Source organism: Arthrobacter sp. LjRoot14 (assembly GCF_964253905.1).
In the GTDB taxonomy this organism is placed as follows: Bacteria; Actinomycetota; Actinomycetes; order Actinomycetales; family Micrococcaceae; genus Arthrobacter.
The window spans coordinates 917832-938086 of record NZ_CAXURL020000001.1; the positions used below are offsets into that span (position 1 = coordinate 917832).

The following is a 20255-nucleotide window of genomic DNA, read 5'->3' on the forward strand; positions in this document are numbered from 1 at the left end:
GCCCCGCGTTTCTGGTTAAAGTACGACGTCGGACGGTCGCGTGCCCCGGGAGGGGGACCGTCCGACGTCGTACTTTTGTGTCTTAGACTTTGGCGCTGCTGAGCAGCTCATCCAACCGCTCGTAGCCCTCCGTCATGCCGCCTTCCATGCCGGACTGCGCCATGCCGTCACGGGCTTCCTGGCTCGGGTAGACGGAGTGGCCGGTCAGCCGGCACCGGCCGCCGCCGAGGTCCACGAAGGTCAGGAACTCGATGCTGACCACATCCGGGTAGCCGTCGAACTCGAAAGTCTGGATGGCGAAGTCGTTCTCCCGGACAGTGTGGAAGACGCCGTTGAAGCCATAGCTTTCGCCGCCGGGCGCGGTGTGCGTGTAGCGGTAGCTCCCGCCGGTCCGGAAGTCGTAGTGGTCCACGTCCATTTTCAGCCGCCGCGGTCCCAGCCACTGGGCAACGAGTTCGGGCTCCTTGTGGGCGCGGAAGACATCCGCCACGGGAAAATCGAACTCCCGCTCGAAGTCTATGAAGGGCAGTCCTTCCGGAACGGTGACTTTCAGGGCGTTGGTCATGATGGGTCCTTTGCCTCTGCGCCGCGTGAGGCGGCGTTTGATTGGAGCACGGCGTCAAGGCTGCGGAACTGCCTCTCGCGGACCAGCCGGTACTGGTCGATCCACGCGGTGAGTGCCTCCAGCCGTGCAGGGTTCAGGTGGACGGGCCGGCGCTGGGCGTCACGCGTGCGGGTGACGAGCCGCGCCTGCTCGAGGACCTGGATGTGCTTCGAGACCGCCTGTTTGGTGATCGCGAAGGGTTCCGCCAGTTCGTTTACGGTTGCCGGGCCCCGGCTGAGCCGGGCGATGATGCGGCGGCGGACCGGGTCGGCGAGGGCCATAAAGGCCGCGTCGAGCAGCTCGTCGTCGCCGGTGTCCATAGCCTGCCCATCACCCCGTTCAGTCATTCGCCAGGTAATCAATTAATTCGTTTATCAACCTTTCGGTTGTTTAATGCTACTCCCGCGATGGACTGCCAGCAAGGGCTCCTCCGGGCCCGTATTGTTCGAAGGTGCTTCAATTTGTTAGTATGTCAGGACAAATTGCTGAAGGAGCCAAAATGCCGCTGGTGCGAATTGACGTCAATGAGGGTCGCAGCCCCGAGGATCTGCGCCGGCTCAGCCTGGGGATCCATGATGCGATCCTGGCTGAGTACGGGGTTCCGGAGCGTGACTACTTCCACATCCTCACCGAACATCCCGGCGGGCAGATCTTCGCCCAGGATGCGGGGCTGGGTTTTGAGCGGACGCCGGATGTGGTGATGATCCAAATCTTTACCCAGGGTGGGCGCAGCCAGGAAGCCAAGCAATCCCTTTTCGCCGCGATCGCAGCCAGGCTGGCGGAGCTGGGGGTGGCCGGTGAGGATGTGTTCATCGGCTATGTGGAGAATGCCGCCGGCGACTGGTCGTTCGGTTTCGGGCGGGCGCAGTACGTCACCGGGGAGTTGGCGGTCCCGCGCAAATAGTCTCCGGTTTGGGCGCGCATTGTGAGGTCCAGGCCGGCCAATTTACCCGGCTATGCCAAGTTGTAAATATGTCAGTACAAACCTTTGACAGGACAATAATTCTAGGGCAAAGTAGTGGTTGTGGCCCCGCTCACGGGGGTCGCCAGGAACCGGAGCTCTATCTGTTCAGAGGTACAGAGTTCAAACCAGAAAGGTCCGCGATTACCGTGACCCACGAACTGCTCACGATCGGGCGCATCAGCGTTGATATCTACCCGAACGACATCGGGGTGGATCTGGAGGACGTCACGTCCTTCGGAAAGTACCTCGGTGGATCACCGTCCAACGTCGCTGTTGCTGCCGCCCGGCATGGCCGCCGGACCGGAGTGATCACCCGCACCGGCGACGACGCCTTCGGGAAATACCTGCACCGCGAACTCCGCAAGTTCAACGTGGACGACACCTTCGTGACGCCGGTGAAGGAATGGCCCACCGCGGTCACGTTCTGCGCGATCAAGCCGCCGGAGGATTTCCCGCTGTACTTCTACGGGCGTTTCCCCACGGCCCCTGACCTGCAGATCAAAGCGGACGAACTGGACCTTGACGCCATCCGGGACGCACGCATCTTCTGGTCCACGGTCACCGGACTGTGCCAGGAACCCAGCCGTGAAGCGCACATCAAGGCCCACGAAGCCCGCCCGCGCGAAGGGCTCAAGGAAGGCCAGTACACCATCCTTGACCTGGACTACCGCCCCATGTTCTGGGCCTCGGAGGAGGAAGCCCGGGCCCAGGTGGCCAAGATCCTGCCGCATGTCACAGTGGCCATCGGCAACGACAAGGAATGCTCCGTAGCCGTGGGTGAGGGGACCCCTGACGAGCAGGCGGACCGGCTCCTGGCCGCTGGCGTCGAAATCGCCGTCGTCAAGCTCGGCCCTGAAGGCGTGATGGCCAAGACCCGCACCGAGCGTGTGGTGTCGGCCCCCGTTCCGGTGGAGACCGTCAACGGCCTGGGCGCCGGGGACTCCTTCGGCGGAGCTTTCTGCCACGGACTGCTCTCCGGCTGGAGCCTCGCCGAGGTCCTCGATTACGCGAATGCCGCCGGCGCGATCGTCGCGTCCCGCCTGTCCTGTGCCGACGCCATGCCGACGCCGGACGAGGTCACCTCGCTGCTGGCCGAGCGCGGCCGCCTGGTTCCCGGGCAATTTGCCACCGAAGGAGCAGCACTGTGACCCTCAACTCTTCCCGGACCACTCCGGATACCGTCCCGGCCGCTGCTGGTGTGGACGATGATCCCCGCCGTTACGCCCACCTGAGTACCATCCGCCTGGAGGACCCGGACGCTGTTGCCCGCGCCGCGAAGGCACGGCGCCGGCACCCCGGCCTCAAGTACGGCCGGCAGAACTTCATCGTGGCAGCTGACCACCCGGCCCGCGGCGCCCTCGCGGTGGGCAATGACCCGGTGGCCATGGCCGACCGCCGGCAGTTGCTGGACCGGCTGCAGATCGCCCTGGCGAACCCGGACGTGGACGGCGTACTCGCTTCCCCGGACATCATGGATGATCTCCTGCTGCTGGGCGCCCTCGACGGCAAACTGGTGTTCGGATCCATGAACCGCGGCGGGCTCACGGGCCTGGTCAACGAATTTGACGACCGCTTCACCGGCCACACCGCCGCTGCGCTGAAGGCATTGGGGGCCGACGGCGGCAAGATGCTCACCCGTATCTGCCTGGGCGACCCGGACACGGTGTCCCTGCTGGAAGCGACGGCCAGGGCCATCGATTCCCTGGCCGAACGCAAACTGATCGCCATGGTGGAGCCGTTCCTGTCCGCGTGGCACAACGGCAGGGTCCGCAACGATCTGTCCACCGACGCGGTCATCAAGTCCGTGGCTATTGCCGAGGGCCTTGGCTCCACCAGCGCCTACACCTGGATGAAGCTGCCGGTGGTGGCAGAGATGGAACGCGTCATGGCCGCCACCACCATGCCCACGGTGCTGCTGGGCGGAGACCCGGAAGGTACCCAGGACGAAGTGTTTGCCAGTTGGGAAGCCGCCCTGGCCCTTCCCGGCGTGCAGGGCCTCACCGTCGGCCGGACCCTCCTGTACCCGAAGGACGGCGACGTAGCCGGCGCAGTGGCCACCGCAGCCTCCCTCCTTCACCACACCGCATCAGCCCACACCGCAGAAGTATCGGAGTAATTCCCATGGGGATCAGAACTGGCAACGCAGCCGGAACCCGCCGCATGACGGTCGCCCAGGCCGTCGTCGAATACCTTTCCAAGCAGTACACCGTTGATTCCGTTGGCGGACTGGACTACCGCGAACGCCTGATCCCCGGCACGTTCGGCATCTTCGGGCACGGCAACGTTGCCGGCGTGGGCCAGGCGCTCAAGCAGTACCAGCAGCTGGATCCGGCGATCATGCCGTACTACCAGGGCCGCAACGAGCAGGCACAGTCCCACCAGGCCGTGGGGTACGCACGCCACACCCGCCGCAGGCAGACCTTCGCCGTCAGCACCTCGATCGGGCCTGGTTCCTCCAACCTGCTCACGGGGGCGGCGCTCGCCACCACCAACCGCCTTCCGGTTCTGCTGCTGCCCAGCGACACCTTCGCCACCCGGGCCGCTGACCCGGTGCTGCAACAGCTCGAGCAGCCGTACGCCTACGACATCACGGTCAACGACGCGTTCCGGCCGCTGTCCAAGTTTTTCGACCGCGTTTCCCGGCCCGAGCAGCTGTTCTCCGCGTTCCACCACGGGCTGCGCGTGCTGACGGATCCGGCCGAAACCGGCGCCGTCACCATCTCCCTGCCGCAGGACGTCCAGGCCGAAGCTTTCGACGTGCCCGAGGAGTTCCTGGCCGAACGGGAGTGGCGGATCCGCCGCCCGGACGCGGACGACGAGGACATCCGCCGTGCCGCCGAAGCCATCCGCGCCGCGAAACGCCCGCTGATCATCGCCGGCGGCGGCGTCGTCTACGCCTTCGCCAACGACGAGCTCGCCAGGTTCGTGGAACTCACCGGCATCCCGGTGGGCAACACCCAGGCTGGCGTCGGAGTCCTGCCCTGGGACCACAAGTCCTCCCTCGGCGCGATCGGTTCCACCGGCACGACGGCGGCCAACGCCATCGCAGCCGAAGCGGACCTGATCATCGGCATCGGCACCCGCTACGAGGATTTCACCACCGCCTCGCGGACCGCGTTCCAGAACCCGGACGTGAAGTTCATCAACATCAACGTCGCCGCCATCGACGCGTACAAGCACGGCACCACGCTGCCGATCGTGGCCGACGCCCGCAAGGCCCTGGTCAAGCTGAACCAGGCCCTCGGCGGCTACCGCGTGGGCGCGGACCTGGAACAGCAGGTTGCCGCCGAGAAGAAGCGCTGGGACGCCACCGTGGACGAAGCATTCGACACCCGCTTCACCCCGCTGCCGGCCCAGAACGAAATCATCGGCGCCACGTCCCGGGCCATGAACGCCCAGGACGTCGTCATCTGCGCTGCCGGGTCCCTCCCCGGTGACCTGCACAAGATGTGGCGCGTCCGCGACCCCTTCGGCTACCACGTCGAGTACGCCTACTCCTGCATGGGCTACGAAATCCCCGGCGGGCTCGGCGTCAAGCGCGCGGCCCTGGCCGAAGCCGCGCGGGGCGGAGCCCAGCGCGACGTCGTCGTGATGGTGGGGGACGGCTCCTATCTGATGATGCACACCGAGCTGGTCACCGCCGTCGCCGAACGGATCAAACTGATCGTGGTCCTGATCCAGAACCACGGCTACGCGTCCATCGGATCCCTCTCCGATTCGCTCGGCTCGCAGCGCTTCGGCACGCAGTACCGTGCCCTGAACGAGGAACAGCACAGCTTCGACGAAGGCGAAACCCTTCCGGTGGACCTGGCCCTGAACGCCGAAAGCCTCGGCGTGGAGGTGATCCGGATCGAACCGGGGGAGAAGGTCATCGCCGAACTCGAGCAGGCCATCCGCGACGCCAAGGCCGCCCCCGAGCGCGGCGGGCCCATCCTGATCCACATCGAATCCGACCCGCTGCTGGATGCCCCGAGCTCCGAATCATGGTGGGACGTTCCCGTCTCCCAGGTTTCCGAGCTTGACTCCACGAAGCAGGCCTTCCAGACCTACACCGACCACAAGAACCGCCAGCGCAAGCTGCTCGGCTGACCCCGGCCCCCTGGGCCACCCGGCATCCCAACCCCCAAGGACATTATGATGAGCACCCTCACCACCACCAAGACCATCCACCACTTCATCAACGGCGCCGAAACTGCAGGCGAGGGCGACCGCACCCAGCCCGTCTACAACCCCGCCACCGGCGCCGTCACCGCAGAGCTGCGGCTGGCCAACCGGGCGGACCTGGACGTCACCGTTGCCGCCGCCCGCAAAGCCGCCGACAGCTGGGGCGACATCTCCCTGGCCAAGCGCACCGCGGTGCTGTTCAAGTTCCGCGAACTCGTCGCCGCCCACGTGGACGACCTCGCCGACCTGATCACCGCAGAGCACGGCAAGGTCCTGTCCGACGCCAAGGGCGAGATCGGCCGCGGCCTGGAGGTCATCGAGTTCGCCTGCGGCATCCCGACCCTGCTCAAGGGTGACTACTCGGACCAGGTCTCCACCGGCATCGACGTCTTCTCCTTCCGCGAGCCCCTCGGCGTCGTCGCCGGCATCACCCCGTTCAACTTCCCCGTCATGGTGCCGCTGTGGATGGCACCGATGGCGATCGCCACCGGCAACGCCTTCATCCTCAAGCCCTCCGAACGTGATCCCTCCGCCTCGATGCTGCTGGCCAAGCTGTGGAAGGACGCGGGCCTGCCCGACGGCGTGTTCCAGGTCCTGCACGGCGACAAGGAGACCGTTGACGGGCTCCTGACCCACCCCGACGTGGACGGCATTTCCTTCGTAGGCTCCACCCCGATCGCCCAGTACGTCCACGAGACCGCCACCAAGCACGGCAAGCGCGTCCAGGCCCTGGGCGGCGCGAAGAACCACGCCATCGTGATGCCCGACGCCGACCTGGACAACGCCGCCGACCACCTCGCCGCCGCCGCTTTCGGCTCCGCCGGGGAACGCTGCATGGCCATCTCCGTCGGCGTCGCCGTCGGCGACGCCGCCGAACTGCTGGTCAAGAAGGTCGAAGAGCGCGCCCTCGCCGTCAAGGTCAACAACGGCACCGCGCCCGACGCCGAAATGGGCCCGGTCATCACTCCGGCTTCCAAGGAACGCATCGTAAAGATCGTCACCGAAGCCGAAGCAGCCGGTGCCGCGATGGTGGTGGACGGCCGTGACCTCGTGGTCCCGGGCCACGAAGAAGGCTTCTGGGTTGGCCCCACCGTCCTGGACCACGTCAAGACCGAAATGACCGCCTACACCGAGGAAATCTTCGGACCCGTCCTCGTCGTCGTCCGGGTCGAGGACCTCGACGCCGGCATCAGCCTGATCAACGCCAACCCCTACGGCAACGGCACCGCGATCTTCACCTCCTCCGGCGCCAACGCCCGCAAGTTGCAGCGCTCCGTGACCGTGGGCATGATCGGCATCAACGTGCCCCTTCCGGTTCCGGTTGCCTACCACTCCTTCGGCGGCTGGAAGGCCTCCTTGTTCGGCGACAAGCACATCTACGGCCCGGAAGGCGTCTCCTTCTACACCCGTGGCAAAGTAGTTACCTCACGCTGGCCCGAGCCCACCCACGCCTCGGGTGCCTCGTACAACTTCCCGTCCAACTAGTCCCCACCGCCGCCCTCGCCCCGCAAGCTCGGCCAGGTAACCCTGGCGGCGTGGGCCCAGCAGAAAGACATTGCTGTCATGACTGAGAACAAACTGATCATCGGCACCGCACCGGACTCCTGGGGCGTCTGGTTCGCGGATGACCCCAAGCAGACCCCGTGGGAGCGGTTCCTCGACGAAGTGGCCGAGTCCGGCTACAAGTGGATCGAACTCGGCCCCTACGGCTACCTGCCGAACGATCCCGCCCGGCTGGCCGACGAGCTCAAGCAGCGCGACCTGAAGGTCACGGCCGGAACAGTTTTCACCGCGTTCCACCGCGGACTGGACCAGTGGGAGGCTGCCTGGGAGCCGGCACGCAGGGTCGCCGAGCTGACGGCGGCCATGGGCGGCGAGCACATCGTGGTCATCCCGGCCATGTGGCGCGACGACGTCACCGGCGAAGCAGTGGAAAGCGGCCAGCTGACCGAGAAGGCCTGGAGCGATCTGTTCGCCGGCCACAACCGGCTGGGCAAGACCCTGCTGGAGGACTTCGGGCTGAAGCAGCAGTTCCACTCCCACGCGGATTCCCACGTCGGAGCCCAGGAGGACATCGAAACCCTCCTGGCTGCCACGGACTCCAAGTACCTGAACCTGTGCCTGGACACCGGCCACGCCGAATACTGCGGAGCATCCAGCCTTGAGCTCATCAAGAACTACCCGGACCGCATCGGGTACCTGCACCTGAAGCAGATCAACCCGGACATCCTCAGGCAAGTCAACGAGGAAAACATGACCTGGGCCGCAGCCAACCTTGCCGGCGTCATGACCGAGCCGCCGAACGGGCTGCCGGACCTGCGCGCCGTCATCGAAGCGGTGGAAGCGCTGAACCGCCCCATCTTCGGCATCGTGGAGCAGGATATGTACCCGGTGGCCTTCGACGTCCCCATGCCGATCGCCAAGCGCACCCGCAACTACCTGCTGTCCTGCGGTTCCCGCACGGCAGTCAACTAACAACCGCCCAGGCACCCGAAACGTAAGGAAAGAACAATGACTGAAACCCTTCGCGTCGCCGTCATCGGCGCCGGCCGCATGGGCGCGGACCACATCCAGCGCCTCAGCAAGCGCATCCACGGCGCTGAAGTCGCCGCCGTCGTCGACGTCGACCTTGCCCGTGCACAGGCAGCCATCGAAGGCATCCCGGGCGCAGTGGCCCTGGCCGATGCCGAAGAGGCGCTGAACAACGGGAACGTCAACGCCGTCCTGATTGCCACGCCGGGCTTCCTGCACGAGGACATCCTGCTGAAGGCCCTTGCCAAGGACATCCCGATCCTCTGCGAGAAGCCGCTCACCCCGGACGCCGAATCAGCATGGAAGATCGTCCGGGCCGAGGAGGAGCTGGGCCACAAGCGCATCCAGGTGGGCTTCATGCGCCGCTTCGACGCCGAATACGCTGCCCTGGGACAGGTCATCCGGGACCACGAGCTGGGTGAACTGCTGATGCTGCACCACCAGCACCGCAACCCCACCACGCCGCCGGGCTTCACCAACGAGATGCTCATCAACGATTCTGTGGTGCACGAGTTCGACGCCATCCGGTTCTTCACCGGCGAGGAAATCACCAGCGTCCAGGTCCGTCTTGGCAAGGCCACGAAGAACGCCCCGGCCGGCCAGCACGATCCCCAGCACGTCCTGGTGGAAACCGAGTCAGGCGTGCTCGCCGACGTCGAAATCTACGTCAACGCGAAGTTCGGCTACGAAGTGGCGACGCAGGCCGCCTTCGAAGACGGCATCGTCAACATTGGCGGCGACAAGGGACCGTACACCCGCAGCGCCGGCCACTGGGGCGGCCATGTCACTCCAGGTTTCGAAGAGCGCTTCGGCGCGGCGTACGACGTCGAGATCCAGTCCTGGGTCGACGCGGCACTCCGCGGCGAAATCGGCGGCCCCACCGCCTGGGACGGCTACGCCACTGCGGCATGCTGCGAAGCCGGCGTGGAAGCTCAGAAGAACGGCGAGAAGGTGGCCGTGAAGCTGAACGCCAAGCCCGCCCTCTACAGCTAAGCCCGTTCGCCCCAGGAGTTTTTGTCCAGATAACGCGACATCGAGGCCCTTTTGGGCGCGTTATCTGGACAAAAACCCGGTTCGACAACTGACTCACCCACAAGGGAGTGTTCCCCGTGAAAATCGCACTTGATCCAACGCCGTTCCACCATTCGCACACCTTGCTCGAATTTCCCCGGGTGGTGGCGGACCTCGGCTACAAGTACATGCAGATGACCCCGCACGCCGACTTCATCCCGTTCTACAACCACCCCAAGGCCGACGACGAACTGGTGGGCAAGCTCAGCAAGGCCTGCCAGGATGTGGGGGTCGAGATCGCCTCAGTGCTTCCCGTCCTGCGCTGGTCCGGGCCGGACGAGGATGCCCGCGAAGCTGCCGTCCGCTACTGGAAGCGCGTCATCCAGATCACCGTGGACCTCGGCGTCAGCACCATCAACACCGAGTTCAGCGGACGCCCGGAGAAGGCCGAGGAATCAGAGCGCGCCTTCTACCGCTCCATGGAGGAGCTGCTGCCCATCATCGAACGCGAGGGCCTGGACCTGCTGATCGATCCGCACCCGGACGACTTCGTGGAGGAAGGCCTGGCCGCCATCCGTGTCATCCGTGGCCTGAACTCCAAGAATGTGGGCCTGGTGTACGTGGCCTCGCACAGCTTCCACATGAAGAACGCGCCGCTGGACATCATGCGCGCCGCGGGGGACAGGCTCCGGCTGGTCCACGTGGCAGACACCATGAACCACCACGCCTCGCACGGCCTGCGCTACATCACCAACCCGTCCGGAAATCCGGTCCGCGTGCATCAGCACCTGAAAATCGGCGACGGCGACGTCAACTGGGAGGAATTCTTCGGCGGCCTGCAGGAGATCGGCTTCCTGGACCGCGAAGACACCGTGATGGTATCCAGCGTCTTCGCCGAAGACGAGAACGCCGCGGAGGTTTCCCGCTACCAGCTGGACACGATGAACAACTACATCGCCAAGGCCAGCTAGCGGCCGCCCTATGAAGCAAACGGAAAATACGCTCACCGGTACGTCCACCCGACCCCCGGCCGGAGCCGACGGCCCCGGCAGTGGCGCCGCCAATCCCAAGGGGTTCATGCGGCGGGTCGCCCTGTTCTCGACGTTCGGCGGCCTGCTCTTCGGCTACGACACAGGCGTCATCAACGGTGCCCTGCCGTTCATGCAGCGCGATCTGGCGCTGACGCCGCTGACTGAAGGCCTGGTGACGTCCACCCTGCTGTTCGGCGCGGCCTTCGGCGCAATCACTGCCGGCCGGCTGTCCGACCGTTTCGGCCGCCGCAGGACCATCATGGCGTTGGCGCTCATCTTCGCCGTCTCAACGATCGCCTGTTCCATGGCGCCCACCACCGAGCTGCTGGTTGCAGCCCGTACAGTCCTGGGCCTTGCGGTGGGCGGGGCATCGGTGATCGTGCCCGTGTACCTTGCGGAAATGTCGCCGGCTGCCCAGCGCGGGCGGATCGTCACGCAGAATGAGCTCATGATCGTCACGGGACAGTTCCTGGCGTTCACGTTCAATGCTGTCCTGGGAAACGCCTTCCCCGAGGCGTCCCACGTGTGGCGCTGGATGCTGGTCATTGCCACGCTGCCCGCCGTCGTGCTCTGGTTCGGAATGCTCGTGCTGCCCGAAAGCCCCCGCTGGCTGGCCTCGGCCGGACGCTTCGGCGACGTTCTCGAGGTGCTGCGCAAGACCCGTGCACCGGCCGATGTCTCTTCGGAATTTGATGAGGTGCGGCAGGCGGCCCGGGAAGACTACCAATCCAAGCTCGGAACGTACCGGGACCTCACCGTGCCATGGATCCGCAGGATCTTCGTGGTGGGCCTGGGCATGGCGGTCATCAACCAGATCAGCGGCGTCAACGCGATCATGTACTACGGCACCTCGATCCTCTCCAGCTCCGGTTTCGGGGATCAGGGCGCCCTCCTCGCCAACGTGGTCAACGGCATCACCTCCGTGCTCGCCGTCATTGTCGGTATGTCCCTGATGACGAAAGTGCGCAGGAAGGCCATGCTGATCGTGGGCCTGGTCGGCACGGCATCTTCGCTGCTGGCCATTGGCCTGATATCCATGCTGGTCCCGGAAGGCATCGCCCGCGGCTATCTGGTGCTGCTGTTTATGGTGACGTTCCTGGCGTCCATGCAGTCCTGCATCGGCACGGTGACGTGGCTGACCATGTCCGAGATCTTCCCGCTGCATGTCCGCGGCATCGGCATGGGCATCTGTGTGTTCGTGCTGTGGATGATCAACTTCCTGATCGGATTCTTCTTCCCGCAGATGGTGGCCTCGATCGGCGTTTCAACGACGTTCTTCATCTTCGTGGCCATCCAGCTGGCAGCCATCGTGTGGGTGAAGCGGGTGGTTCCGGAGACCAAGGACAAGAGCCTTGAGGACCTGGAGCACTACTTCAAGAACGCCGCAGCCAAGGACCTGGCCGGAGTCGCCAAGTAACCGCAGCCAAATCGAGTTTTTGTCCAGATAATGCCTCTTTGAACGATTCAAAGGGGCATTATCTGGACAAAAACTCTTTAAGAGGAGCTACGGCGGGTCTAGGCGTGCGCGTGCAGCCTGGGCAGCGCGTCAACCAGCGGGGCAAGCTCGGGGATTTCCTGCGCCTCGGCAAGGGCCCGCTCCAGCGTGGCGTCGTGGGTGGGCCGCGCCTCGTCCAGCAGCTTGATGCCGCTCTCTGTCAGTTCGGTGTAGATGCCGCGGCGGTCATCCGCACAGAGGATGCGCGTGAGCAGGCCGCGGTCCTCGAGCCTGTTGACCAGCCGCGTGGTGGCGCTGGCGCTCAGCGCGGTGGCGCGGGCCAGCTGCTGCATGCGCATGTGCCAGCCGTCCTGCCGGCTCAGGGCGTCGAGCACTGTGTACTCGACCACGGACAGCTGGGCCTCGGCCTGGAGCGAGCGTTCCAGCTCCGACTCGATCAGGCCGTGCAGGGCCGCGAGGGTGCGCCACCCCTGCGCGCGGACTTCAACGGCGTCGTCCTTGATGCCCATCGTGTACTTCCCTTCGAATCGCGTACCCCACGGATATGAAACGGGGCACAACAAATAATAGTTGCTTGCGCGTGGTATCTGCTTGTGCAACAATAAATAACGCGTCTGCAACTATAAGCTTACGCGCCCTACCCCATTCCGTACAGTTTTGAAGGAGCTCCGCCATGCCCATTGGCCTATTAGCCCTAGCCCTCGGCGGGTTCGGTATCGGACTCACCGAGTTCGTGATCATGGGCCTGCTGCCCGAGGTCGCCGCAGACTTCAGCGTCAGCGAGGCCACGGCCGGCTGGCTGATCTCCGGCTATGCGCTCGCCGTCGTCGTCGGCGCCCTGCTGCTCACGGCGGCCGTGACACGCTTCGAACGCAAGCCGGTCCTGGCCGTCCTGCTGGTGCTGTTCATTGCCGGCAACCTGGTCTCCGCCATCGCCCCCGACTACTCCATGATGATGATCGGCCGGATTGTGGCCGCCCTGGCCCACGGCGCGTTCTTCGGCATTGGGGCGGTGGTGGCCGCGGACATGGTGGCGCCCACCAAGAAGGCCGGTGCCATCGCCATCATGTTCACCGGCCTCACGGCCGCGAACGTCCTTGGTGTCCCGTTCGGCACCATGCTCGGCCAGGCCGCCGGCTGGCGCTCCACCTTCTGGGCCATCACGGGGATTGGTGTCCTCGCCCTGGCGGGCATCCTGACGCTGGTGCCCCGGACCGGCCAGGGGCGCGCCGCGGCCCAGGCTGCCTCCGGCGGGCTCCGCGGCGAGCTGCGCGCCTTCCGGTCCGGCCAGGTGTGGCTGTCCATCCTCGTCACCATCCTGGGTTACGGCGGTATGTTCGGCGCCTTCACGTACATCGCCTATACCCTCACCGAGGTCACCGGCTTCGCGGCGTCCGCCGTGCCGTGGCTCCTGATCCTCTTCGGCATCGGACTGTTCATCGGGAACACCGTGGGCGGGAAGGCCGCGGATCGCAACGTGGACCGCACTCTGCTGGTAGTCCTCGCCGCGCTGGTGGTGATTCTGGTGGCCTTCGCCCTGACCGCCGGCAACCAGCCCCTCACCATCGCCTCCATTGTGCTCATGGGCGGCTTCGGCTTCGCCACTGTCCCGGGGCTCCAGATGCGCGTCATGAAGTACGCCGATAGCGCCCCCACCCTGGCCTCCGGCGCCAACATCGGCGCCTTCAACGTCGGCAACGCCCTTGGCGCCTGGCTGGGCGGCGTCACCATCACAGCGGGCCTCGGCTACACCTCGCCGATCTGGGCCGGTGCCGGGATTACCCTTCTGGGTCTCGGCGTGATGGCATTCGCCGCCGCGAAGGCCCGGCGGCGGGATCAAAATCGTACGACGGCGGCCGCCGCGCCTGCTGCTGCCGGGGCGCCCGTCGGCGTGTAGGCATCCACGGTGACCCCCGCCGCCGCCTGACCGGCGCGGTCTGGGGCTCTCACATTGGACTGCCGGGGGTGACGGCATTGCCCGACACCCCCGGCTTTTCCATGTCATCAAATGTGATTTCAGGTTAAAACATCCTAATGTCAGGACAAACTATTGACATTAGTGAGCCCAATCACCATGATCGAGGTAGACAGTGCTCCGGCGGCTGCAGAGTGGCAGCCCGGGAACTGAGATCAAAGGAGATTCAGGTGGCTAATTTTTCCTGGCGCAAGGCAGCCCTTGTTGCGGCGGTAGTGCCGATGATGGCGTTGAGCGCGTGTTCAAGCACCGGCGGAAAGCCCGCCGAGACGGGCGGCGGCGCAGGTGGTGGCCAGGCCGCAAGCACGGACCGCATCAAGGTGGCTCTCATCACCCACGCGGCCGCGGGTGATACCTTCTGGGACATCGTCCGCAAGGGTGCCGAGGAAGCGTCGGCGAAGGACAACGTTGAACTCCTCTACACGTCCGACCCTGAAGCCGGGCGTCAGGCTCAGCTCATCCAGCAGGCAATAGATCAGAAGGTCGACGGCATCGCGGTCACGCTCGCCAAGCCGGAAGCGCTCAAAGATGTCCTGAAGAAGGCCGCCGACGCTGGCATCCCGATTGTGAGCCTCAACGCCGGCGAGGGTGTCTCGGCGCAGCTGGGAGCGTTCACGCACTTCGGCTCCAACGAGCAGCTCGCCGGTCAGGCCGTGGGCACCAAGCTGGCCGGGGACGGATTCAAGCACCCGGTCTGCGTGATCCAGGAACAGGGCCACGTCGGACTTGAAGCGCGCTGCGCCGGCGTCAAGGCCAAGGTGCCCGGAACGGAAATCCTCTACGTTGACGGCAAGGACATGACCTCCGTCCAGTCCACCGCCACCGCCAAGCTCCAGGCTACCAAGGACGCCGACGTCATCATCGGGCTTGGGGCCCCTATCACCCTCACGCTCCTGAAGTCCGTCACGGACGCCGGCAGCTCAGCCAAGGTTGCAAGCTTCGACCTGAACGCGGATCTCGCCCAGAAGATCGTCGACGGAGCAGTGCTGTTCACCGTGGATCAGCAGCCGTGGCTGCAGGGCTACGGAGCGATTGATGCGCTGTGGCAGAACAAGCGCGGTGGATTCAAGCTCGGCGGAGGCCAGCCCGTCCTGACGGGCCCGGCTATCGTCGACAAATCAAATGCTGCCGATGTCCTGAAGTTCGCCCAGCAGGGCATCCGTTAACAGCCCGCTGGCCGGGCCGGTTCACGCCGGCCCGGCAGCAAGGAGAATTATCATGACCGCCACCCAGACCAAGCCAAAGCCCGCGGCGCCCGACGAGCGCGTCGCCAAACGCAGTCCGTTCCAGAAGCTCCTCGGACGCCCCGAGGTCGGTGCCCTCGTGGGCGCCATCGTCCTGTTCGTCTTCTTCGCACTGGTCTCCCCGACGTTTACCCAGCCCAATGCGTTGGCGACCATCCTGTACGGCTCCTCCACGATCGGGATCATGGCCGTGGGGGTGTCCTTGCTGATGATTGGCGGGGAGTTCGACCTCTCCACCGGCGTCGCCGTGATCTCCTCGGCACTGACGGCATCGCTGTTCAGCTGGTACTTCAGCACGAACGTCTGGGTCGGAGTCGTCCTGGCTTTGGTGGTGTCCCTGGGCATCGGCTTCATCAACGGCTGGATCCTGATGAAGACCAAGCTGCCCTCCTTTATCGTCACCCTGGCCACGTTCCTGATGCTGACCGGCCTGAACCTGGGCCTGACCCGCCTGATCGGCGGCTCGGTCTCCTCACCCTCCATCTCAAACATGGACGGCTTCGCCGCGGCCCGGGCGGTGTTCGCATCCTCGGTGACCATCGGCGGGGTCGACGTCAAAATCACCGTGTTCATCTGGTTCGCCCTCGTCGCGGTGGCGACCTGGGTGCTGATGCGGACGCGGGTCGGGAACTGGATCTTCGCCGTCGGCGGCGACGCGAACGCGGCCCGCGCCGTGGGTGTGCCGGTCAAAGCCACCAAGATCGGCCTGTTCATGGCCGTGGGCTTCTGCGGCTGGATCCTGGGTATGCACAACCTCTTCGCCTTCGACACCGTACAGTCCGGTGAAGGCGTGGGCAACGAGTTCCTCTACATCATTGCCGCGGTGATCGGTGGTTGCCTCCTCACCGGCGGCTACGGCTCGGCGATCGGCGGCGCGATCGGCGCGTTCATTTTCGGCATGGCCAACAAGGGCATCGTCTACGCGCAGTGGAACCCGGACTGGTTCAAGTTCTTCCTGGGCCTGATGCTGCTGCTGGCCACCATCGTCAATCTCATCGTCAAGCGCCGCGCAGAGCTCAAGTAAAGGAGCCGGAGAAATGAATGCCAAACAGATTGACCAGCAGACCCTGCTCCAGAACGAAACCGATCCGCTGACGCACACTCCGGTGCACCTGCTCTCGCTGGAAAAGGTCGGCAAGCACTATGGCAACATCGTCGCCCTGACCGACGTCACGATGGCCGTGGACAACGGCCGCGTCACCTGCGTCCTGGGCGACAACGGCGCCGGCAAGTCCACCTTGATCAAGATCATCGCCGGCCTGCACCAGCACGACGAGGGCGTCCTGAAGGTCATGGGCGAGGAACGGAAGTTCACCTCCCCTCGAGACGCCCTCGACGTCGGCATCGCCACCGTCTACCAGGACCTCGCCGTGGTGCCGCTGATGCCGATCTGGCGGAACTTCTTCCTCGGCTCGGAGTTGACCTCCGGCTTTGGCCCGTTCAAGAGCCTGGACGTCGAGAAAATGAAGGACATCACCAAGCACGAACTCGCCGAGATGGGCATCGACCTCCGCGACGTGGAGCAACCCATCGGCCAGCTCTCCGGCGGTGAACGCCAGTGCGTGGCGATCGCACGGGCCGTGTACTTCGGCGCGAAGGTGCTGATCCTTGACGAGCCGACGGCGGCCCTCGGCGTGAAGCAGTCCGGCGTGGTGCTGCGCTACATCCTGCAGGCCCGCGACCGCGGCCTGGGCGTCATCTTCATCACCCACAACCCGCACCACGCCTTCCCCGTCGGTGACCGGTTCCTGCTGCTCAAGCGCGGCAAGTCGATCGGCTACTACGAAAAGAAGGACATCACCCTCGACGAGCTCACCGCCCAGATGGCCGGCGGTGCTGAGCTTGCCGAACTCGCCCACGAACTCGAACAGATCGGCGGCCACGGCGACGTCGTCAAGGAAGTCAAGAGCGAAGTAGCAGACGTGGCGCAGACCACCACCGGCAAGGCCTACAGCAGCTAACGCCGCAGAAGGAGCAGGGTCAGCCCGTGCCGGGCCCGGCCCTGCTCCGCCGTGCTGTTGGCACCGTGAAGACCCGGGCGGCTCCGCGAGCCGTGACATCCATCGAAAGGACCGGCCCCTTGGCCTACATCACCCAAAACCCCGACGAAGTCCCGGCCCCGGTGCGGATCGGACTCATCGGCTCCGGCTGGATGGGAGCGTTCCATGCCGAGAGCATCGCCCGCCGCGTGCCGGGCGCCGTCCTTGCGGCCATCGCCGACCCGAACCTTGAATCCGCCCAGGCGCTGGCCCGGTCCCTGGGCACAGCCAAAGTGTCTCCGAACGCCGAGGACATCCTGGCTGACCCGGCAATTGACGCAGTCATCATCGCAAGCCCGGCCCGCTTCCATTCTTCCCTTATCGCACAGGCGGCGGCGGCCGGAAAGCACGTTTTCTGCGAGAAGCCCGCCGGCCTGGGGATCGAAGAGCTTGACGCCGCACTCGCGGCCGTCGACACCGCCGGCGTGCACTTCCAGATCGGGTTCAACCGCCGGTACGCGGACGATTTCCGGGCTGCCAAGAAGGACCTTGCGGCCGGCACGATCGGGACGCCGCAGCTCATGCGCTCGCTGACCCGGGACCCCGGGAACGGAAGCATTCCGAACGCGGCCAGGGTTCCGGCATGGACCATCTTCCTCGAAACCCTGATCCACGACTTCGACACCCTCAACTGGTTCAACGAAGGTGCCGAACCCGTGGAAGTCTACGCATTGGCCGACGCCCTTGTGGAGCCGGCACTGCGTGACCAGGGTTTCCTGGACACGGCAGTGGTGACCATCCGCTACAGCAACGGTGCCATTGCAGTGGCGGAAGCAAACTTCAGCGCACTGTACGGGTACGACATTCGCGGGGAGGTCTTCGGCTCCAAGGGTATGGTCCAGGCCGGCCGTGCCACGGAAACCACTGCCCGCCGCTACACCGCCGAGGGACTGTCCGCCGACACTCCGCGGCTCAACGTCGAACTGTTCCGGCAGGCCTACACGGACGAACTGGCCGACTTCGCCGACGTGGTGCGCGCACAGCGCGACGGCGTGCCGCCGTCGTCGTCCGCCTTTACCCTCACGCCGGGAGCCGCCGACGCCAGGCGTGCGCTCGCGATGGCGCTGGCCTGCATCGAATCAGTCAAGCAGGGCGCCCCGGCGGCGGTGGCAGCATCACCGGTCGATTATGCGGAGGAGAAAGCATGAAGGACGTCATTCTTGGCCTGGTCGGAGTAGGCCGGATCGGCGTCATGCACGCCAACAACATCGCCGCGCTGAACGGGGGCCTGAACCCGGAGGGCGTCAACGTCAGGCTCAGGCTCACCGACGTCGCGGAAGAGCACGCGCGGACCGTCGCGGCCGGGCTCGGCGCCGAATTCCTTCCCTCGGTGGAGGCACTCCTGTCCTCCGGGCTGGACGGCCTGGTCATTGCCACCGGAACGGCTACCCACCCGGAACTGATCAAGGCAGGTGTGGATGCCGGCATCCCGGTGTTCTGTGAGAAACCGGTCGCCTTGAACGTGGCGGACGCCCTGCCGGTGCTGGACTACATCCGGGACCGAAAGGGTGTGGTGCAGATCGGGCACCAGCGCCGCTTCGACGTCGGCTACCTGGAAGCCCGGCGCGCCTACCAGGCCGGCGAGCTGGGCTGGATCCACTCGCTGCGGGCCGTCACATGCGACATGGCACCCCCTCCGGTGGAGTTCCTGGCGAGCTCCGGCGGCCTGTTCCGGGACTGTTCCGTCCATGACTTCGACATCCTGCGCTGGCTGACCGGCCGGGAAATCGTCGAGGTGTACGCCAAGGGCTCCAATAACGGCGACCCTGCCATCGGCGGGGTGGGGGACGTGGACACCGCGCTCGCGCTGGTGACGTTCGACGACGGCACGGTCGGGACAGTCTCCGCCACCCGGTACAACGGGGCGGGCCACGATGTCCGGCTCGAAATCCAGGGTTCCCGCCGTTCGCTGATGGTGGGGCTGGATGACAAGGCGGCGATGGCATCGGCCGAAGCAGGCATCCACTTCCCCGAGGGGGAGCCGCACAAGACCTTCGCCGAACGCTTCGACCAGGCGTACCGCTCCGAGATGGCGGCCTTCGTGGAGCTGATCCTGGGCCGCAGGGAGAACCCGTGCACCCCGGAGGACGCCGTGGCTGCTTCCCGCGTTGCGGACGCCGCCCAGGAATCGCTGGCAACCGGCGTTCCGGTCCGCGTGGCCCAGAAGGTGGCCCGCTAGGGCCGGCGGATAACGCGCCACCGGTAATGGAAGAAGCCCCTGACCGGCTGAACCGGTCAGGGGCTTCTTCTCGTCTTTAGGCGGTGAAGGTCTACGCGGTGAAAGGCAGCCGCGGGTCCACGTCCTTGCCCTCCCAGGTCTGGCGGATCCAGCCGTGGTGGGGGTCGTCGCTGATGAGCCAGTCACGGACGGGGCCGGGGCCGGCCATCACGTTCAGGTAGTACAGGTCGTACCCCGGGGCAGCCATCGCGGGACCGTGCCATCCGTACGGAACCAGGACGACGTCGCCGGTGCGGACCTCAGCCGACACGTCGATGGGCCGATCGTCGGAGGCATAGACGCGCTGGTAGCCGATGGCGTCGCCTTTCACGCCTGAGCCGGCGGCGGGACCGTCCGGCGCGACGCGGGTCTCGAAGTAGTAGATTTCCTCGAGGCTGGTTTCGCCGTCTTTTTCTTCGTCATGCTTGTGCGGGGGATACGAGGACCAGTTGCCGGCCGGGGTGATGACTTCGCACACGATGAAGCGATCGGCCTCCAGCGCGGCCGGAGTGCCGAAGTTGTGAACCTGCCGTGAGCAGTTGCCGGCACCCCGCAGTTCCACGGGTGTCTCGGCGGCGGTCACGAGCCGGGTCGGATAGGACGCCTTCGCGGGAGCCGTTGCGACCGCCACCCGGCCGCCATCGGCAGAACTGATGGTGACAGCCTTCTCTGTGCCTGTGTACAGCACATCGCTGGGCCCGTGGAAAACACTGGCCCTGCCGGCCAGCCGGAAGTCTTCGCCGTCCACCGTGGCGGTGAAGGAACCGCTGAGCGGAACCACGATGCGTTCCTCGCCTGCAGCAGGGAGTTCGACGGCGGCGCCCGCCGGCAGTGTCGCGACTTTGAGCCCGGTGTGGGCCCAGCCGTCCACGTCAAGGACGGAATCGGACGTTCCCAGCGAAATGTCCCAGCTGCCGTCGGCGGCGGAACCCAGCGGATATACCCAGTTGGCCATAGATGTGCACTTTCGTTAGTGGGGGAGTCCAGCCCGGCGCTGGGGCAGGAAGCTGGTGCCTA

Annotated in this window: 19 protein-coding genes; 15 read left to right on the forward strand and 4 right to left on the reverse strand. The window is 65.6% G+C overall.

Annotated features, from left to right (window positions below; all coding sequences use genetic code 11):
* Positions 1-82: 82 nt before the first annotated feature.
* Both ACSQ12_RS04330 and ACSQ12_RS04335 read right to left on the reverse strand, forming a co-directional pair.
* Positions 83-565, reverse strand: coding sequence for an SRPBCC family protein (locus ACSQ12_RS04330; RefSeq protein WP_436064465.1), 483 nt, complete (start codon positions 563-565; stop codon positions 83-85).
* Positions 562-924 carry an ArsR/SmtB family transcription factor gene (locus tag ACSQ12_RS04335; protein WP_209748612.1) on the reverse strand — a complete coding sequence of 121 codons (363 nt, stop codon included), beginning with the start codon at positions 922-924 and terminating at the stop codon, positions 562-564. Before ACSQ12_RS04335 ends, ACSQ12_RS04330 begins: the two co-directional genes overlap by 4 nt.
* 179 nt (positions 925-1103) lie before the next feature.
* Between ACSQ12_RS04335 and ACSQ12_RS04340 the strand changes: the two genes are divergently transcribed.
* The 9 genes from ACSQ12_RS04340 (at position 1104) to ACSQ12_RS04380 (ending at position 11723) form a co-directional block, all read left to right on the forward strand.
* Positions 1104-1508, forward strand: coding sequence for a tautomerase family protein (locus tag ACSQ12_RS04340; protein ID WP_436064466.1), 405 nt, complete (start codon positions 1104-1106; stop codon positions 1506-1508).
* Positions 1509-1714: 206 nt separating this feature from the next.
* Positions 1715-2716, forward strand: coding sequence for a 5-dehydro-2-deoxygluconokinase (gene iolC, locus ACSQ12_RS04345; protein WP_436064467.1), 1002 nt, complete (start codon positions 1715-1717; stop codon positions 2714-2716).
* Positions 2713-3684 carry a Cgl0159 family (beta/alpha)8-fold protein gene (locus ACSQ12_RS04350; RefSeq protein WP_436064468.1) on the forward strand — a complete coding sequence of 324 codons (972 nt, stop codon included), beginning with the start codon at positions 2713-2715 and terminating at the stop codon, positions 3682-3684. Before iolC ends, ACSQ12_RS04350 begins: the two co-directional genes overlap by 4 nt.
* Before the next feature lie 44 nt (positions 3685-3728).
* Positions 3729-5657, forward strand: a complete 1929-nt coding sequence (gene iolD, locus ACSQ12_RS04355; protein ID WP_436066930.1) for a 3D-(3,5/4)-trihydroxycyclohexane-1,2-dione acylhydrolase (decyclizing) — start codon at positions 3729-3731, stop codon at positions 5655-5657.
* 48 nt (positions 5658-5705) lie between these two features.
* Positions 5706-7217 (forward strand): CoA-acylating methylmalonate-semialdehyde dehydrogenase, encoded by a 1512-nt coding sequence (locus tag ACSQ12_RS04360; RefSeq protein ID WP_436064469.1) that lies wholly within the window; start codon positions 5706-5708, stop codon positions 7215-7217.
* 78 nt (positions 7218-7295) lie between these two features.
* Positions 7296-8207 (forward strand): sugar phosphate isomerase/epimerase family protein, encoded by a 912-nt coding sequence (locus ACSQ12_RS04365; protein ID WP_209747150.1) that lies wholly within the window; start codon positions 7296-7298, stop codon positions 8205-8207.
* A 36-nt stretch (positions 8208-8243) separates the two neighbouring features.
* Entirely contained in the window at positions 8244-9257 is a 1014-nt protein-coding gene (locus tag ACSQ12_RS04370) for a Gfo/Idh/MocA family protein (protein ID WP_436064470.1), read from the forward strand.
* A gap of 116 nt (positions 9258-9373) precedes the next feature.
* Complete coding sequence (locus tag ACSQ12_RS04375; protein WP_436064471.1) at positions 9374-10246, forward strand: sugar phosphate isomerase/epimerase family protein; 873 nt, start codon at positions 9374-9376, stop codon at positions 10244-10246.
* Positions 10247-10256: 10 nt separating this feature from the next.
* Positions 10257-11723: a sugar porter family MFS transporter gene (locus tag ACSQ12_RS04380; protein WP_436064472.1), complete on the forward strand. Its 1467-nt coding sequence runs from the start codon at positions 10257-10259 to the stop codon at positions 11721-11723.
* A 98-nt stretch (positions 11724-11821) separates the two neighbouring features.
* Here ACSQ12_RS04380 and ACSQ12_RS04385 read toward each other — a convergent pair whose 3' ends face one another.
* Positions 11822-12271, reverse strand: coding sequence for a MarR family winged helix-turn-helix transcriptional regulator (locus tag ACSQ12_RS04385; protein ID WP_209747142.1), 450 nt, complete (start codon positions 12269-12271; stop codon positions 11822-11824).
* Positions 12272-12435: 164 nt separating this feature from the next.
* Between ACSQ12_RS04385 and ACSQ12_RS04390 the strand changes: the two genes are divergently transcribed.
* From ACSQ12_RS04390 to ACSQ12_RS04415, 6 genes are all read left to right on the forward strand, one after another.
* Positions 12436-13659, forward strand: a complete 1224-nt coding sequence (locus ACSQ12_RS04390; protein WP_436064473.1) for an MFS transporter — start codon at positions 12436-12438, stop codon at positions 13657-13659.
* Between the two features lie 248 nt (positions 13660-13907).
* Positions 13908-14903, forward strand: a complete 996-nt coding sequence (locus tag ACSQ12_RS04395) for a substrate-binding domain-containing protein (RefSeq protein ID WP_436064474.1) — start codon at positions 13908-13910, stop codon at positions 14901-14903.
* Positions 14904-14955: 52 nt separating this feature from the next.
* Positions 14956-16005, forward strand: coding sequence for an ABC transporter permease (locus ACSQ12_RS04400; RefSeq protein ID WP_436064475.1), 1050 nt, complete (start codon positions 14956-14958; stop codon positions 16003-16005).
* A gap of 13 nt (positions 16006-16018) precedes the next feature.
* Complete coding sequence (locus tag ACSQ12_RS04405; protein ID WP_436064476.1) at positions 16019-16942, forward strand: ATP-binding cassette domain-containing protein; 924 nt, start codon at positions 16019-16021, stop codon at positions 16940-16942.
* A 119-nt stretch (positions 16943-17061) separates the two neighbouring features.
* On the forward strand, positions 17062-18168 hold the full coding sequence (locus ACSQ12_RS04410; RefSeq protein ID WP_436064477.1) for a Gfo/Idh/MocA family oxidoreductase: 1107 nt from the start codon (positions 17062-17064) through the stop codon (positions 18166-18168).
* On the forward strand, positions 18165-19199 hold the full coding sequence (locus tag ACSQ12_RS04415) for a Gfo/Idh/MocA family oxidoreductase (RefSeq protein WP_436064478.1): 1035 nt from the start codon (positions 18165-18167) through the stop codon (positions 19197-19199). Before ACSQ12_RS04410 ends, ACSQ12_RS04415 begins: the two co-directional genes overlap by 4 nt.
* Positions 19200-19290: 91 nt before the next feature.
* Here ACSQ12_RS04415 and iolB read toward each other — a convergent pair whose 3' ends face one another.
* Positions 19291-20193, reverse strand: a complete 903-nt coding sequence (gene iolB / locus ACSQ12_RS04420) for a 5-deoxy-glucuronate isomerase (RefSeq protein ID WP_209747129.1) — start codon at positions 20191-20193, stop codon at positions 19291-19293.
* Positions 20194-20255: the final 62 nt, after the last annotated feature.